Source organism: Leuconostoc inhae (assembly GCF_019656015.1).
GTDB classification, from domain to species: Bacteria; Bacillota; Bacilli; order Lactobacillales; family Lactobacillaceae; genus Leuconostoc; species Leuconostoc inhae_A.
In genome coordinates, this window is the sequence record NZ_BPKW01000004.1 from 141,765 (window position 1) to 158,392 (window position 16,628).

Genomic DNA, 16,628 nt, shown 5'->3' on the forward strand with positions numbered 1-16,628 from the left:
GTCTGTTGTGCTTTAAAATAGTGGTTGTTATTGAAATATTAAAATTTAACCAATTTAAAAAAGAGGATATATTTATGTGTGGAATTGTTGGTGCTACAGGATTGAATCAAGTTTTACCAAGTTTGTTAAGAGGTTTAGAAAAATTAGAGTATCGTGGTTATGATTCGGCCGGTGTTTATGTTAATGGTGGCGATGCTGGTGACTTTTTAGTACGAGAAAAAGGTCGTGTTTCGGTATTAGAAGAAGCAACAAAAAATAAAAATATCACTGGCACAGCAGGTATTGCACATACTCGTTGGGCTACGCACGGTGGTGTTTCTGTTGAAAATGCGCATCCGCATATGTCTGAAGATGGTCGTTTTTTCTTGGTTCATAACGGTGTTATTGAAAATTATGATGAATTGCGTGATACCTACTTGCAGGGTGTGAAATTACACTCACAAACTGATACTGAAATTGCGGTTCAATTGATTGATAAGTTTTCAAGAGAAAATAACATGTCGACATTTGATGCTTTTCGTCAAATGATTTCTTTGTTGGATGATAATTCTGCTTATGGATTCTTGTTAATGGACAATGAAACACCTGACTTATTGTATGCTGCTAAGAAAAAGTCACCCTTGTTAATTGGTATAGCAGATGAGGGCAATGTTGTGACATCAGATGCAACAGCAATGCTTGATGTGACACAAGACTTTATTGAGTTAATGGATGGCGACGTTGCGATTATTGACAAGAAAGCAGTTAATTTGTTTGATGCACAGGGCCATGAAGTGACACGCGAGTCATTTCATTTGGATATTGACGCTTCAGAAACTGATAAAGGTGTATATCCTTACTACATGTTAAAAGAAATTGATGAACAAGTTATTGTAGCACATACATTATCACAATATTATTTTGATGACGATGCACAAATTCAAAATATTGATGATGAAATTATTGCAGCCATCAAAGCGGCTGATCGTCTGTATATTGTCGCTGCTGGTACATCTTATCATGCGGGACTTGTGGGGAAACGATATTTCGAACAATGGACTGGCATACCAACAGAAGTACATATTTCTTCGGAATTTGCCTATGATCAGCCACTATTAAGTCAGCGACCATTCTTTATTTTCTTAAGCCAATCAGGAGAAACAGCTGACTCTCGTGAGGTTCTTGATAACGTGGTTAAGCAGGGTTATCCTTCTTTGACTTTAGCAAACGTCATGAATTCAACTTTAACACGTGAAGCAAACTTTGCGTTGCCATTGTTGGCTGGCCCAGAAATTGCGGTGGCTTCCACAAAAGCCTACACGGCACAAATTATTGTCGAAGCAATTTTGGCGCATGCGGTTGGCAATAGTCAACTTGATTTAAAAAATGAATTAGCAAAAACTGCTGTTGAAATGCAAGTTATCATTGATCAAAAAGATGATTTTAAGGCGATTGCAGAACAAGCATTGCGAGGACAAAAATCAGCATTTTACATTGGTCGAGGATTAGATGCTGCAGTGGCTGTTGAAGCTGCCTTAAAGTTAAAAGAAATTTCTTATATTCAAACAGAAGGATTTGCTGCTGGTGAACTCAAGCATGGGACAATTTCATTAATTGAGGAAGGAACGCCGGTCTTTGCCTTGCTAACACAATCAAAGACCGCAGGATTAGTGCGTGGCGAAATTGCACAAGTAGCAGCCCGTGGTGCTAACACAGTTATTATTTCAGGTAAAGCGCTTGCCAAAAAAGGCGATGCCTATATTTTGCCAGATGTTAACGAATTATTAATGCCATTGTTAACAATTATACCTGCGCAATTAATTGCTTACTATGCAACACTAGATCGTAATTTGGACGTTGATCGTCCAAGAAATTTAGCGAAATCTGTTACAGTACAATAAACTTTAGACGTGATAAGAAAATTCTTATCACGTTTTTTTGTGCATGAGCGTGACATCTGGTAAAATGAACTAGATAGCATTGCGCATATTGCGCATCAAGGAGGGGGCCATCTTGGCGCTTTTTAAAACGAAAACGAATATTAGTACTGTACAGGCACAATTGAAAATACCCGATCATGTTGCCATTATCATGGATGGTAATGGCCGGTGGGCGAAACGCCGTCTTATGCCACGAATTGCTGGTCACAAAACAGCAATGAACACAGTTAAAAAAATAGCCACAGCGGCAAGCGACTTAGGCATTAAAGTTTTGACTTTGTATGCTTTTTCAACTGAGAATTGGTCACGTCCAAAGGATGAAGTTAATTTTTTAATGCAATTGCCAATTGATTTTTTTAACGATTTTGTGCCTGAGCTGGTTAAAAATAACATTCGAGTTCAGGTAATGGGAAATATTGATGGGCTACCGAAAGGAACGCAAGTAGCAGTTAAAAATGCTATCAATCAAACTGTTAACGGAACAGGAATGATTTTGAATTTTGCTTTAAATTATGGTGGGCAAGTAGAAATCGTTGAAGCAGCTAAAAAATTAGCTCAGCAGGTTGCCACTGGTGAGCTTTTGCCAAATGATATTAATGCCAACCTTTTTTCTAAGGCATTACAGACAGGTAAACTGGGTGATTTGGCAGCGCCTGATTTAATGATAAGAACGTCGGGAGAATTACGTTTGAGTAATTTTATGCCTTACCAAGCAGCTTATACGGAACTGTATTTCACTGATGTCCTATGGCCTGACTATACTGCAGATGATTTAGTTGAAGCTATTGCATCATTTACTTCACGTGATCGTCGATTTGGCGGTTTAAACGACAAATACGAAAGCGAGATTTAATACATGAAAGTGCGCGTTATAACTGCTGTAGTGGCTTTACTCATCTTTATTCCACTTCTTATTATTGGCAAGTTGCCATTATTGATTTTAACATTGATATTGGGAATTATTGCCGTGAGTGAAATTTTGCGGATGAAACATATTATTTTTGTATCAACTGAGGCGCTCATCAGTTTTGTGGGGGTCATTGCAATTACTTTGCCTAACAGTTTTTGGCATGATGTACCAGTTGCTCAAAGTGCCCACGTTGTGTTTTATATTTTGGCATTCTTAATGCTATTAAATACAGTGTTAGCGCGTAATCATTTTAATTTTGATGATGCAGGTGCAATGACATTAGCTATGTTATATATTGGTACGGGTTTTCATTATTTTTTTCAAGCAGCAAGTGTTGGTTTGCCAACAGTTTTTTTTGGTATGTTGATTGTTTGGATAACTGACTCTGGCGCATACATGGTTGGCCGTGCAATAGGGAAACATAAATTGGCGCCTAAAATTAGTCCTAACAAGACATGGGAGGGGTCAATTGGCGGTGGTCTAATCGCTGTTATTATTATCCCTATACTTTTTAACCTATTTAATTGGTTACCAAATTATGATTTGATCGAATTGGTGTTATTTACAATTGTTTTGTCAATTGCAGGGCAATTGGGAGATTTAATTGAATCAGGTCTTAAAAGACATTATGGTGTTAAAGATTCAGGAAATATATTACCTGGTCATGGCGGTATTTTGGATCGTTTTGACTCAATGCTCATTGTTATGCCATTAATGGCTATTTTAGGTATGTTAGGATAAAACCATATGAATTTAACCGCAATTATTGCATTTATATTTGTTTTTGGTGTACTGGTCGCAGTACATGAGTTTGGGCATTTTTTTGTTGCTAAAAAATCGGGCGTACTAGTACGTGAATTCGCAATTGGTATGGGGCCAAAGTTACTAAGTTGGCATCGTAATCATACGGCGTATACAATTCGTATATTACCGGTAGGTGGTTATGTCCGTATGGCAGGATTAGATGAGGAAGCAGACTTAGATTCTGGGCAACGGGTACGCTTAACATTTGATGATCAAAATCATATTATAAAAATTGATAAGCGTATTGATGAAGTTGGCGATGGTGTACCCTTTCAAGTAGATAAGTTTGATTTAAGCGATGCTTTAATTTTAACTGGTTTTCTAAATGGTGACGACGTATCAAAAACATTAGATGTTCACCACGACGCGACTATTGTTGAAATCAATGGGACAGAAATTCAAATTGCACCTCGTGATTCGTGGATTCAAAGTGCCAAAGTTTATAAACGCGCATTAATTAATATTGCTGGGCCAGCAATGAATTTTATTTTAGCACTGGTTGTTTTTTCCGGGTTAGCATTTGCCTTACCAGAAGTGACGTTAAATGAACCAATTGTTGGCACTGTTCAAAACAACATGCCGGCAAGAGTAGCTGGACTAAGGGCTGATGATCAAATTATTGCTATTAATAATCACAAAACGACTACATGGGAAGAAGTAGCAACTAGCATTAGCGATACAGCGAACAATCATTTAATTTTTTCTGTATTGCGCAACGGTAATAAAATTAAATTAAACATGACTGCAAAAACTGTTAAAATAGATGGTATTAACAGATCATTAGTAGGAATCACACCGAGGACATATACGGACTTTGGTTCACGCATTAAATACGGCTTTTTAACAACAAGCACAACAATACAAAGAATCTGGTATGCTTTGAGTCATCTCTTTTCTGGTGGATTTAGTTTAGATAAACTGGGTGGACCAGTATCTATTGCTAAGCAAACATCAACGGCAGCTAAAACAGGATTTTTGGGTATTTTGGCCTTTATGGCTATGCTATCTTTAAACTTAGGCATCATGAATTTGATTCCTATACCAGCGTTGGATGGCGGTAAATTAGTTTTAAATGCCATAGAAGCAATTCTACGTAGACCATTACCAGCATCAATTGAAAACGTGGTGACAATTGGTGGGGCTATTTTCATGTTTGTTTTGATGATTGCTGTTACGATAAACGATTTGCTGCGATAAGTCATTTATCGCAACAATCACCTTTACTTAAGCTATAGTGTTATATATTATTCAAAAAAGAAAATTGAACGAGGATTACTTATGAAACAATCTAAATTGTTAATGCCAACTTTACGAGAAATACCTGCCGATGCAGAAGTTAAGAGTCATCAGTTATTACTGAAAGCTGGATTTATTCGTCCTGTAGCTGCAGGTATGTTTTCATATTTACCTATGGCTAAGCGTGTATTAAATAAAATTGAAAATATCATTCGTGAAGAAATGAATGCTATTGATGCTAACGAAATGCTGGTACCAGAAATTTTGCCTGCTGAACTATGGGAAAAATCGGGACGTTATGCAACATATGGACCAGCATTGTACAAGTTTAAAAATCGTCAGGATCGTGACTTTATTTTAGGTCCGACACATGAAGAAACATTCACACAACTCATGTCTGATGATATTAAATCTTATAAAAAGTTACCATTGGTTGTTTATCAAATACAGCCAAAATTCCGTGATGAAAACAGACCACGTTTTGGACTTTTACGTACACGTGAATTTATTATGAAAGACGCTTATTCATTTAGTGCAGATCAAGAAGGTTTAGATCAAGCATTTCATAATATGGAGACTGCTTATATCAAAATTTTTGATCGTATTGGTTTGTCATATCGTGCTATCGTCGGTGATGCCGGTGCGATGGGCGGATCAGATTCAAAAGAATTTTCAGCCCCTGCTGCTGCTGGAGAAGATATTATTGCTTACTCTGATACAACAGACTATGCGGCTAATTTAGAAATGGCGAAAGACTTTTACGAACGTCAAAATGAAACTGCAGAAGCTCAAGAATTAACGTTAATTGATACACCAGATGCAAAAACAATCACAGAAGTTTCGAACTTCTTATCAATTGAAACAAACATAATTGCAAAGACAATTATGTTTGTTGCTGATAATAAGTTGGTGGCAGTTGTAACGACTGGTGATTTTGAAGTTAACACTGTTAAGGTACAAAATTTCCTACAAGTTGATACGCTTGAAGTTGCAGAAGAAAATCAGGTACGTGATTTATTGGGCGCTGGATTTGGTTCACTTGGACCCATTAATCTACCTGAAGAAATCCAACTGTTGGTCGATGAGCGTGCGGCTGATATGGCAAATTTTGTTGCTGGTGCCAACAAAGATGGCAAACATTACATGAATATTAACTGGCAACGTGATGTTAAACTCCTTGAAGAAAATGTCGGTGATTTCCGTACAGCACGTGAAGGTGATACTGCAATTGACGGCAAAGGTAAGTTAGTATTTACACCAGGAATTGAAATTGGGCACATATTTAAACTCGGTACGCGTTATTCAAAGACGCTAGGTGCGCAAGTATTAAATGAAAATGGGCGCCAAACTGATATGATTATGGGATCTTATGGTATTGGCGTGTCTCGTCTTTTAAGCGCAATTGTTGAACAAAAAGCTGATGAAGATGGTCTGGTTTGGCCTGCTAATGTAGCACCATTTGATGTACATATTGTGCCAGTCAATATAAAAGATGCTGATCAAGTACGTGTAGCTGGACAATTAGAGACGTTATTGACAACACAAGGATTAGAAGTCTTAGTTGATGATCGAAAAGAACGTGCTGGCGTTAAGTTTGCTGATGCAGATCTCATAGGGTTACCAATCCGTATTACGGTTGGTAAAAAAGCCAGTGAAGATATTGTAGAAGTTAAAGTACGTGCAAGTAATACAAATATTGAGATGCGTCTAAGTGAAGTTGTTGATTCTGTTTCGGTATTGTTGAGCGGTGATAAATAAAACAAAAAACCGAATTTTTCGGTTTTTTTAATCAATAAATTAGAGGGAAATATGGCATTAACCCAACAAGAACAATTACAACATTTACTGAATCATATTCAGTTACCAACAGAAATGCAAGGTTTTTTTAATACTGGTAAATTAACGCAAGTTGTTGTTTCAAAAAATTCAAAAACTTGGGCCTTCCATTTAACTTTAGATAACATATTGCCTATTAATGTGTTGATGCAATTTCGTCAAAATCTGCACGCGGCATTTACTAATATTGCTGGGACAGTAGTAATCATTAAAACCTCAGTTCAAGTGATTGATGAAGAGCTCATGAATCAATATTGGCATATTACACTTGCAGAATCAAATCTGAATCATGCCATAATTCAACAAATGGCTAGTAACACAATGCTAAAAAAAATAGATCAAAACCATTACAGTATTGCTGTGGGTGCTCAGCTATTATTTAGTTCTTTAAATGAATCTGCATTAGATTCAATTGTGGCTGCATATCAAAATGTTGGTTTTCCTAAAGTCATTTTGACGCCAAGTAAGGACGATACCTTGATGCAACAGATTGAAGAAAGTGTGGCGCAACATCATGCCAAGGTGAATGAAGACTTGCAAAAGGCGATTAAAGCTAGTGAACAAACTAAACCAAAATCATCAATGACAGGTGTGAAATTAACATTAGGACGTAAAATTGCGGCTGATGCTGAAATAACGCGATTGGAAACAATTGATAATGAAGAAAATCGCGTTGTTGTCGAGGGCTATATATTTGCTAGTGAGGTTCGTGAATTACGTTCAGGACGCAAACTCATGACACTTAAAGTAACGGATTATTCAAGTGCTATAGCAGCTAAAAAGTTTTCAAATAATGAGTCGGATGAGGCTGTATTTGAAAATTTAAAAACTGGTATGTGGGTACGCATGTCTGGAAATGTTCAAGAAGATACTTATGCACGTGAATTGGTTCTAAATATTTATGATTTGCAAGTTATTGATCATGAGGGCCGTCAAGAAAAATATCAAGGTGACAAAAAACGTATTGAACTGCAAGTGCACTCTACTATGTCATCAATGGACGCTGTAACCGATTATGCTGCTGTAGCAAAATTAGCTAAAAATTGGGGACAAGAAGCGCTGGCAATCATTGATACAGCTAACGTACAGGGATTTCCAGAGGCAGTAGCTGCTGGACAGAAAAACGATTTAAAAATGATCTATGGTATGGAAGCTAACCTTGTTGAAGATGGGGAACCCATTGGATTTAATTTAGCGCCGGTCACGTTACTTGATAAAGATACAATTTATGTCGCATTTGATTTAGAAACAACAGGGCTGTCAGCTGTAACAGATAAAATTATTGAACTGTCAGCGGTTAAAATGCAGCTTGGAAATGTCATTGAAAAATTCTCAGAATATATTAATCCTGGATTTCCACTATCAGATTTTACAACAAAATTAACTTCGATAACGGATACGATGGTTGCTCATACTGATACTGAAGAAAATATTATCAATCGTTTCAGACAATGGGCTGGTGAGGCTGTTTTAATTGGCCATAATGTGACTTTTGATATTGGCTTTATGAATGCCGCTTACGCAAGATATAGTCAGGCGGCTATTACAAATCCAGTGATTGATACGTTACCGTTTACAAGGTGGTTGTACCCAGATTATAAATCTTATCGATTAGGTACGATTGCTAAGCGTTTTAGTATTAATCTGGAACAAGCGCATCGGGCAATATTTGATGCGGAAACTACTGGTCACATTGCTTGGCGTTTGATCAAAGAAGCGAATATACGTTATGAATTAGTACGACATAATCAATTAAATGATCATATGACAGAGGGTCATGCTTGGAAACACGGACGTCCAGTTCATGCCACTCTACTTGTTCAAAATGATATTGGCTTGAAAAACTTATATAAATTAGTTTCCCAATCTAATATTAATTTTTTCGCCCGTGTGCCTCGTATTCCGCGCTCTGTTTTGGATCAATATCGTGAAGGACTCGTTATTGGTACTGGCGATACAAGTGGTGATGTCATTATCACATTGATTGAAAAAGGCCGAGATGAAGCGCTTAAAAAAGCGCGGTATTATGATTATATTGAAATCCAACCAACTGCTAATTATGCGCCAATGCTTGAATCAGAGTTAATCGCAAATACAGAAAAGCTACACGCTATTTTAAAAGAAATGGTATCAATTGGTGATCAGTTAAAAAAACCTGTCGTTGTGACGGGGGATGTTAAATATACCAATCCAGAAGATAAAATTTATCGTGATATTTTAATTGCCACGCAACCGGGCAATCCACAAAACAGGACAGCACTACCCAAACTACATTTTCGGACAACGCAAGATTTATTGGATGATTATGATTTTATGGGTGGTGATTTGGCCAAAAAATTGATTATCGACAATACACATGTTGTTGCTAATATGTTAGAAACAATTACGCCATTAAAAAGTGGTTCATATCCGCCTAATATACCAAGTGCTGGTGATGAACTTACTAAACGTACGCTTGAAACAGCAAAAAAATGGTATGGTGATCCTGTACCAGATGTTATCCAATCACGAATTGATCAAGAATTAACTGCAATTATTGGTAATGGTTTTGCGCCACACTATATTATCGCTCAGCGATTAGTTGAAAAGTCAAACAAAGATGGTTATTTAGTAGGTTCACGTGGTTCGGTTGGTTCTTCCTTCGTTGCCACAATGTCAGGTATAACAGAGGTTAACCCTTTTGCGCCTCATTATCGTAGCGCACATGGTGATTATTTTGAATTGGCAGATCCTAAAATTTATGAATCAGGTTATGATCTCCCTGATAAAGTTGATCCTAATCATCCAAATGAGATGCTAATTGGAGATGGCCAAAATATTCCCTTTGAAACGTTCATGGGTTTTAAAGGAGACAAGGTACCAGATATTGATTTGAATTTTTCTGGTGATTATCAACCTATTGCACATAATTATATGAAGGTATTGTTTGGTGAACATAATGTTTATCGCGCAGGTACAATAGCGACAGTTGCTGAAAAAACAGCATTCGGTTACGTCAAAGGTTATGAAAGAGATCATGAAAAGCAATATCGTGGTGCAGAGGTAGAACGTTTAGCGCAAGGTGTCACTGGCGTTAAACGAACAACTGGCCAACATCCAGGTGGTATTTTGATTGTGCCACGTGAGTATGAGGTATATGATTTTACACCGGTACAATATCCAGCGGATGATCAAAAATCTTTGTGGCAAACAACTCATATGGATTATCATGCGATTCATGATAACTTGCTCAAAATGGATATACTGGGACATGATGATCCAACTATGGTTCGTACTTTAAAAGATATGTCAGGCATTGACCCACAATCAATTCCAGCCAATGATCCCGGTGTGTTGAGTTTGTTTACATCACCAAAAGCATTAGGTGTCACCGAAGAACAAATTTTTTCAAAGACAGGTACACTGGGTCTACCAGAATTTGGTACAAATTTTGTGCGTGGTATGTTAGAGGAAACACAACCACACAATTATTCGGAATTGTTACAAATTTCTGGTTTATCGCATGGGACTGATGTGTGGTTAGGAAACGCGAACGAATTAATTGAAAATGGCACAGCAACAATTGGTACGGTTATTGGAACACGTGACAAAATTATGACTGATTTGATTAATTGGGGATTTCCAGCAGCTGATGCATTTAATGTCATGGAAAAAGTGCGTAAGGGTAAGGGAATAACTGATGATTACCAAGCGCAGCTTCGTGAAGCAAAAATTCCAGAATGGTACATCCAATCAATGCTAAAAATTAAGTATATGTTTCCACGTGCTCATGCGGCAGCATATGTATTAATGGCCTTGAGAATTGCCTACTTTAAAGTATATTTCCCAACAATCTATTACGCAACTTACTTTTCTGTGCGTGCAGATCAGTTCGATATTGTAGCGATGAGCCGCGGGAAAAATGCAACAAAAGAGGCTTTGAAGCGATTGAGAGCACTTGGAAATGATGCGACCGTTGGTGATAAAAATCTACTCACCGTACTTGAAATGGCTAATGAAGCTCTCGAACGAGGCATAACTTTTTCGATGGTGGACTTGTACAAATCAGAGGCGAATGAATGGGTTATTGATGGTGATACATTGATTCCACCTTTTTCAGCAGTGCCTAGTTTAGGAGAAAACGTTGCTAAGCAAATTATTGTTGCACGACAAGATAAACCTTTTTTAAGTAAAGAAGATCTTAAAAAGCGTGGTAAGGTATCACAAACAATTATTGCGTATTTAACCCAAAATTCTGTACTTGATGGCATGCCTGATGAAAATCAATTAAGTTTATTTGATTTTTAATAGATGTACTTACCTGATGGTAAAACAAACTTATAAAATTTGAATTAATAATGGCAAACAACATAAAAATAGGAGTCAAATTATGAGACATGAATGGCACCAGAAGGTTGCAAATTATTTTGAATATGTATTAAATATAGTGATGATTTGTATTGGTTTTGTTATTTTTGGCTTTTTATTGCGTGAAATTTATAATTTAGCACATTTATTGATCACGGTTGATGATATGAGAGCACATTTTAATGAAATAACAGAGGCAACATTGGCAGTATTCTTATTTTTTGAGTTTATGAGTCTGGTGCGCGAGTATTTTATTAAAGATGCCCATATTAGTATGGAAAGTTTTTTGTATATTGGCGTAACTGCCCTTATCCGTGCTATTTTGGTATATCATGACCAAACCACTAAAACATTATTATTAGCAATTTCAATTTCTTTGCTAGTCGTTGCCTTGACAATTTATCGTTTTTTTAGAGAAAAAAAATCAATTGATAATAAAACTGATTAATATTAAAAAATCTCTGTGATAGTGGTATTAAAAAACCGATGTCACAGAGATTTTTTTACTAAATATGTATTAAAATATCTTGTAATTTTTAGTTGTATGTATGTTGTCTCAACTTATTATGAAATAGATACTTAGCAAGTATTAACGTGCTTTTTTGATACAGACAATCATGGTATGATGAATAGATATAATAAAAATTAACGAAGGGAATGTGTTTAGTCGTAATCGCTTGTCATTTATAATAAACTTGATATGAATCAATGATGATAAACGATATGAAAGCAATGATGACTGGACACGATCAACCATGACTAAAAATATTGTTGTACTCGGCAGCTTAAATGCCGATAATATTATGAAAATACCACGCATGCCATTAGTCGGTGAAACTATGGCACTAACTGATGTGACAACAGCACCTGGTGGCAAGGGAGCAAACCAAGCGGTAGCAGCCGCACGTCAAGGAGCGAATGTCTCATTTATTGGGGCTGTTGGAAATGATAGTAATGGTCAATTTATGCGTGCAACATTACTTACAAATGGCGTCAACGTTGATGCTGTGACAACCAATAGTGACGTACCAACCGGATCTGCTTACATTATGCTGCAAGAAAATGGGGCGAATACAATTTTGATTCATGGTGGTGCAAATCAAGCACTAACGGTTGCTGACTTAGACACCAACGTTATTGCGCAAGCAGATACACTCATTGCACAATTTGAGGTGCCGTTAGAAGTTATTGCTGCGGCTTTTAAAATTGCCAAAGCAAATAATGTGCAAACTATTTTAAATCCTGCCCCAGCAGTTTACGATTTAACGCCAGAACTAATGCGTGTGACAGATATTATTTTGCCAAATGAAACGGAAGCACAACTATTGACGGGTATTGCCGTTGAGAATGATGAAATGGTTTTGAACCGTGTGAGCAATGCAATTTTATCAAAAGGTGTATCACGTAGTATTATTACATTAGGTGCTGCAGGTTCTTTTGTAGCTGACGGTGATAAGCGTTGGTGGGCTAAACCTCACAAAGTCGATGCAGTGGATACAACAGGTGCTGGTGATACTTTTATTGGTACGCTTGCCAGTGCAATTGATGCCAATTTTAGTAACTTGGATGAAGCTGTGCAACGGGCAAGTATTGCGAGTGCTATTGCTGTCACACGTGCTGGGGCTATTCCTTCAATTCCCACACGTGATGAGGTTGATACTTTCTAATGTCAACTTTACCAGAAGATTTTATAAGTAAATATACACGCTTATTAGGCAACGAATCAGTTGATTTCTTTGAAGCATTTGAAGGTCCTGTGCAAAAGGCTTATCGTATTAACCCCTTAAAAGCGACTACTAATTTACTAGACACGCCAAATGATGGGCGTGTGCCATATGGTCAATGGGGTTATTTTGGTGCGGTTTCAGGCCACTCTATAGCACATGTGACTGGCGTGGTATACTCTCAAGAGCCTTCAGCACAGTTTGTCGGCGAAGTCGTTCAACCCAAACCAGGCGAACGTATTTTGGATTTGGCAGCGGCACCAGGGGGCAAGACAACGCATTTAGCAGCATTCATGCAACAAAAGGGACTTTTATGGTCCAACGAAATTTTCTTGAATCGTGCTAAAATATTAAGTGAAAATGTCGAACGTATGGGCTTACAAAATAGTGTTGTGAGTTCACATACACCAGCAGAACTTAGTGCCAAGTTGCCACAATATTTTGATAAAATTTTACTTGATGCGCCTTGTTCAGGAGAAGGCATGTTTCGAAAAAATAGCACTGCAATCAAACAATGGCATAAAGATTTTCCACAAGAGTTAGCTGAATTGCAGCGTGAAATTTTGCATGAAGCGGTAAAAATGTTGCGTCCTGGTGGCCAAATTATCTATTCGACATGTACATTCTCACCTGAAGAAGATGAACAAATGATCGCATGGTTGATGTCTGAATATCCTGAATTTGCGCTACAAACTATTGATAAACCAAAAAATACTGCTATTAGTGATGGGCAACCTGCATGGGCAGATAAACAATTTACCGATGGTCAAATCAATCAAAGTAAAACAAGTAATCAAGAGTCACTAAAAAAGACGGCACGCTTGTGGCCACAACGATTAAATGGCGAAGGTCATTTTGTGGCTAAACTTGAAAAATCGCCAAATGTGCTTTTAAGTGATCAGCTGGTTAAACCTTTAAAACCAATTGCATTAAATTCTGAACAGCAAAAATTAATTGGTTCATTTATCAATGACTCATTTGTTTCATTTCAGTTAGATAAAAGACAATTTACTTTGTTTGGTGACCGGTTATATTTAGCTCCTGTTGGAACGCCTGATATTTCAGGGATGAAAATTTTACGGTTAGGTATTGAAATGGGAACATTCAAAAAAAATCGTTTTGAACCGTCGCATGCTTTGGCACTGGCAATCCATCCAGATGAATTTGTACAAAATTACGATATGACTACCGATGATTGGGCTAAGTTTGTTCACGGGGACGTTATTCGTCCAAATAGTAGCACACCGCTTAAAAAAGGTTGGGTACTCATGGTTGCTAACGGCAATGGCGCTGGTTGGGGTCGTTATGTTGATGGACAAATTAAAAATTTTTTTCCAAAGGGCTTGCGCTTTATGGTCAAGCAAACAGATCATGATTTATTAGATGATGATCTGTATTAAAAGCCGGCAGGCTTTTTTGTTTGTCAAGGACATAAGACGGCCTTGTTCTCTTTAATGAATGACGTATAATAATGTTTTGGACGCATGAATTGCGAGCTGACGATGTTAAAATAATGAGACTTATATTTTTATAATATCTCAAAAAGGGAGAATAATCATCATGAACAAATCAACTAAAATAATTATTGGCATAGCTACCATAGCGGTTGTGGGTGTTGGTATTTATGCCACCACGGCACATAAATCAAGTACAGTATCTCAAGCGAGTAAGGCATCAAAACTCGGTTTAGTTTTGGACGTTGGCGGTGTCGATGATCACTCGTTTAATCAGTCTGCTTGGGAAGGTGCTAAAAAGTATGCGAAGGCAAATCAGTTGCAGGCTGGACAAAATAAGCCAGTGACTTACTTCACTGCAACAGATCATTCAGATTTAGACCAAAATTTTAATTTGGCAACGAAAAATAATCAATATACGATTGTTTATGGCATTGGTTATTCATTAAATCAATCAATTACAAAATCAGCTAAGCTTAATCCTAAACAAAAATTTGTGTTAGTTGATGATATTGTTACAAACCGTGCCAATGTTGCCTCAGTTATGTTTCGTTCAGAACAATCATCATATTTAGCTGGTGTCGCAGCTGCTACTAAAGCTCAAACTAACAATGAGAAAAAAATTGGTTTTATTGGTGGTATTCATGGGAACATTATTGATGCTTTTGATGCTGGTTTTGAGGCTGGTGTTAAAGCAACCGATCCCTCGTTAACAATTGAAAAGCAATATGCAAATTCGTTTACTGACTCTGCTAAAGGAAAGACAATTGCCGCAACTATGTATGCTTCAGGAATAAAAACTATTTTTGCTGCTGCAGGATTCGTCGGGAATGGTGCATTTTCAGAAGCAAAAGCTGAAAATTCTAAGTTGACAGCTGATTCTAACGATCGCCTATACATTATTGGCGTAGATCGTGACCAAAAATCAGATGGCGCATACACGTCAAAAGATGGTAAAAAAGAAACGTCGACATTAGCTTCTTCAATTACATCTGTTGGGGATGGTGTTAAGAATATTGCTGATACATACAATAAGGATAAAACTTTCCCTGGTGGAAAGACGATAGCTTATGGTTTGAAAGAAAATGGCGTTTATTTAACGGATTCAGAATTAACAGCAGCAGAAACAGCGGCAGTTAAAAAAGCACAAAAAGCTATTATTGATGGGACAATAAAGGTTCCTAATCATCCAAAGGGATCACAATTTGATCAAAAATTTTAAATACGTTTTGTAAATTAACGGTCACTAATGAGTCTTTATAAATAATAAAGTTGAGAAGCGTCACGATTGCGGACGCTTTTTTGTTATAATAATAGTTAGTATGTTTTAGGAGGAAGTGTGTTTGGTGTATATCATACTGATATGCACCAAACACACTAATAAAATAAGATGGCTTTTAACAAAATAGTAACGGTTCCAGATGATGCTACTTACCAATTGAGTGATAATATAAAAAAGTATACACTGAGTGACCTTGGATTTATTACTAACAATGCTGGTGTACATGTTTTGCATCGTGCTTTAGAACCAGAAAAATATTTAGCCAATGCGATTCAGTTAAAAATATCGGTTAACCAAGAGCTTAACGGATTTAAATTAAGCACGTTGTCAGCTGGTGACGTTGTTCGCGTTAATATTTTCAAAAATAATAACGCTGAAGAAATGGTTAAATTATATCATTTTTTTATGACGGAGTTGATAGCACGCAATGTGCTGGAAAAGATTTAATATGACTAAATTTTATTTCGTCCGTCATGGACAAACTGAATGGAATCTTGAACGCCGTTTTCAAGGCGGGCAAGGTGATTCTAATTTATTACCATCAAGTTATGATGATATGGCAAAAGTCGGCAAATTTCTAAATCATGTGGATTTTGCGCGTGTATTTGCTTCACCATTAAGGCGCGCCCAAATTACTGCTATCAATATTGTAAAGTACTTAAATTATCATGGACGTTTGTCATTGCGATCAAACATCGCTGAAGTTGGTCTTGGAAAATGGGAAGGCCAACTTGTAGCGAATGTTAAAATTGATTACGCAGAGGCGTTTAAAAATTATCGTGAGGATTTAGACAAATTTGAAGGTAAGGAGTTTGGCGGGGAAGGTTACACGAAAGTTGAAAAACGATTTGTACGCTTCATCAAAAGTATTGCCAAACAATATCCAAATGATAATATATTAATTGTCTCACATGGCATGGCATTATCTTTTGGTATCAATGGTTTGCTTGAACAACCACGCATGACCATTCGTGAACGAGGTGGATTAAGTAACACATCAACAACTGTTCTGTCTACTAATGATGGGCAACATTTTACAGTTGATGACTGGAATAACACCACATATTTAAATAAAAAACAGAATGCATCAACCACGATTTAAAAATCGTGTACTAC

General features: G+C 37.0%; 12 protein-coding genes. All 12 read left to right on the plus strand.

Annotated features, from left to right (window positions below; all coding sequences use genetic code 11):
- The first annotated feature begins 74 nt into the window (after positions 1-74).
- Entirely contained in the window at positions 75-1,880 is a 1,806-nt protein-coding gene (gene glmS, locus K5Q14_RS03125; protein WP_220734374.1) for a glutamine--fructose-6-phosphate transaminase (isomerizing), read from the plus strand.
- Between the two features lie 112 nt (positions 1,881-1,992).
- Positions 1,993-2,772 carry an undecaprenyl pyrophosphate synthase gene (gene uppS, locus K5Q14_RS03130; RefSeq protein WP_220734375.1) on the plus strand — a complete coding sequence of 260 codons (780 nt, stop codon included), beginning with the start codon at positions 1,993-1,995 and terminating at the stop codon, positions 2,770-2,772.
- Between the two features lie 3 nt (positions 2,773-2,775).
- Complete coding sequence (locus K5Q14_RS03135) at positions 2,776-3,570, plus strand: phosphatidate cytidylyltransferase (RefSeq protein ID WP_220734376.1); 795 nt, start codon at positions 2,776-2,778, stop codon at positions 3,568-3,570.
- Positions 3,571-3,576: 6 nt separating this feature from the next.
- Positions 3,577-4,830: an RIP metalloprotease RseP gene (gene rseP / locus K5Q14_RS03140; protein ID WP_220734377.1), complete on the plus strand. Its 1,254-nt coding sequence runs from the start codon at positions 3,577-3,579 to the stop codon at positions 4,828-4,830.
- An 81-nt stretch (positions 4,831-4,911) separates the two neighbouring features.
- The gene (locus K5Q14_RS03145) at positions 4,912-6,627 is read left to right on the plus strand and encodes a proline--tRNA ligase (protein ID WP_220734378.1); all 1,716 of its coding nucleotides are present in this window, start codon (positions 4,912-4,914) and stop codon (positions 6,625-6,627) included.
- A gap of 51 nt (positions 6,628-6,678) precedes the next feature.
- Positions 6,679-10,992, plus strand: coding sequence for a PolC-type DNA polymerase III (locus tag K5Q14_RS03150; protein ID WP_220734379.1), 4,314 nt, complete (start codon positions 6,679-6,681; stop codon positions 10,990-10,992).
- Positions 10,993-11,074: 82 nt separating this feature from the next.
- Complete coding sequence (locus K5Q14_RS03155; RefSeq protein WP_220734380.1) at positions 11,075-11,500, plus strand: phosphate-starvation-inducible protein PsiE; 426 nt, start codon at positions 11,075-11,077, stop codon at positions 11,498-11,500.
- 307 nt (positions 11,501-11,807) lie between these two features.
- Positions 11,808-12,719, plus strand: a complete 912-nt coding sequence (gene rbsK / locus K5Q14_RS03160; RefSeq protein WP_220734381.1) for a ribokinase — start codon at positions 11,808-11,810, stop codon at positions 12,717-12,719.
- The gene (locus K5Q14_RS03165) at positions 12,719-14,176 is read left to right on the plus strand and encodes an RsmB/NOP family class I SAM-dependent RNA methyltransferase (protein WP_220734382.1); all 1,458 of its coding nucleotides are present in this window, start codon (positions 12,719-12,721) and stop codon (positions 14,174-14,176) included. The genes rbsK and K5Q14_RS03165 overlap by 1 nt, the downstream gene beginning before the upstream one ends.
- A 160-nt stretch (positions 14,177-14,336) precedes the next feature.
- Entirely contained in the window at positions 14,337-15,452 is a 1,116-nt protein-coding gene (locus K5Q14_RS03170; RefSeq protein WP_220734383.1) for a BMP family lipoprotein, read from the plus strand.
- Positions 15,453-15,620: 168 nt separating this feature from the next.
- On the plus strand, positions 15,621-15,959 hold the full coding sequence (locus tag K5Q14_RS03175) for a DUF1831 domain-containing protein (RefSeq protein WP_220734384.1): 339 nt from the start codon (positions 15,621-15,623) through the stop codon (positions 15,957-15,959).
- A 1-nt stretch (position 15,960) separates the two neighbouring features.
- Complete coding sequence (locus K5Q14_RS03180; protein ID WP_220734385.1) at positions 15,961-16,614, plus strand: histidine phosphatase family protein; 654 nt, start codon at positions 15,961-15,963, stop codon at positions 16,612-16,614.
- The last annotated feature ends 14 nt before the right edge of the window (positions 16,615-16,628 follow it).

Bases quoted from the DNA above. Each gene is read 5' to 3' on its own strand.
- glmS (WP_220734374.1), top strand. From the start codon at position 75: ATGTGTGGAATTGTTGGTGCTACAGGATTGAATCAAGTTTTACCAAGT.
- K5Q14_RS03135 (WP_220734376.1), top strand. From the start codon at position 2,776: ATGAAAGTGCGCGTTATAACTGCTGTAGTGGCTTTACTCATCTTTATT.
- rseP (WP_220734377.1), top strand. From the start codon at position 3,577: ATGAATTTAACCGCAATTATTGCATTTATATTTGTTTTTGGTGTACTG.
- K5Q14_RS03145 (WP_220734378.1), top strand. From the start codon at position 4,912: ATGAAACAATCTAAATTGTTAATGCCAACTTTACGAGAAATACCTGCC.
- K5Q14_RS03150 (WP_220734379.1), top strand. From the start codon at position 6,679: ATGGCATTAACCCAACAAGAACAATTACAACATTTACTGAATCATATT.
- K5Q14_RS03155 (WP_220734380.1), top strand. From the start codon at position 11,075: ATGAGACATGAATGGCACCAGAAGGTTGCAAATTATTTTGAATATGTA.
- rbsK (WP_220734381.1), top strand. From the start codon at position 11,808: ATGACTAAAAATATTGTTGTACTCGGCAGCTTAAATGCCGATAATATT.
- K5Q14_RS03165 (WP_220734382.1), top strand. From the start codon at position 12,719: ATGTCAACTTTACCAGAAGATTTTATAAGTAAATATACACGCTTATTA.
- K5Q14_RS03170 (WP_220734383.1), top strand. From the start codon at position 14,337: ATGAACAAATCAACTAAAATAATTATTGGCATAGCTACCATAGCGGTT.
- K5Q14_RS03175 (WP_220734384.1), top strand. From the start codon at position 15,621: ATGGCTTTTAACAAAATAGTAACGGTTCCAGATGATGCTACTTACCAA.
- K5Q14_RS03180 (WP_220734385.1), top strand. From the start codon at position 15,961: ATGACTAAATTTTATTTCGTCCGTCATGGACAAACTGAATGGAATCTT.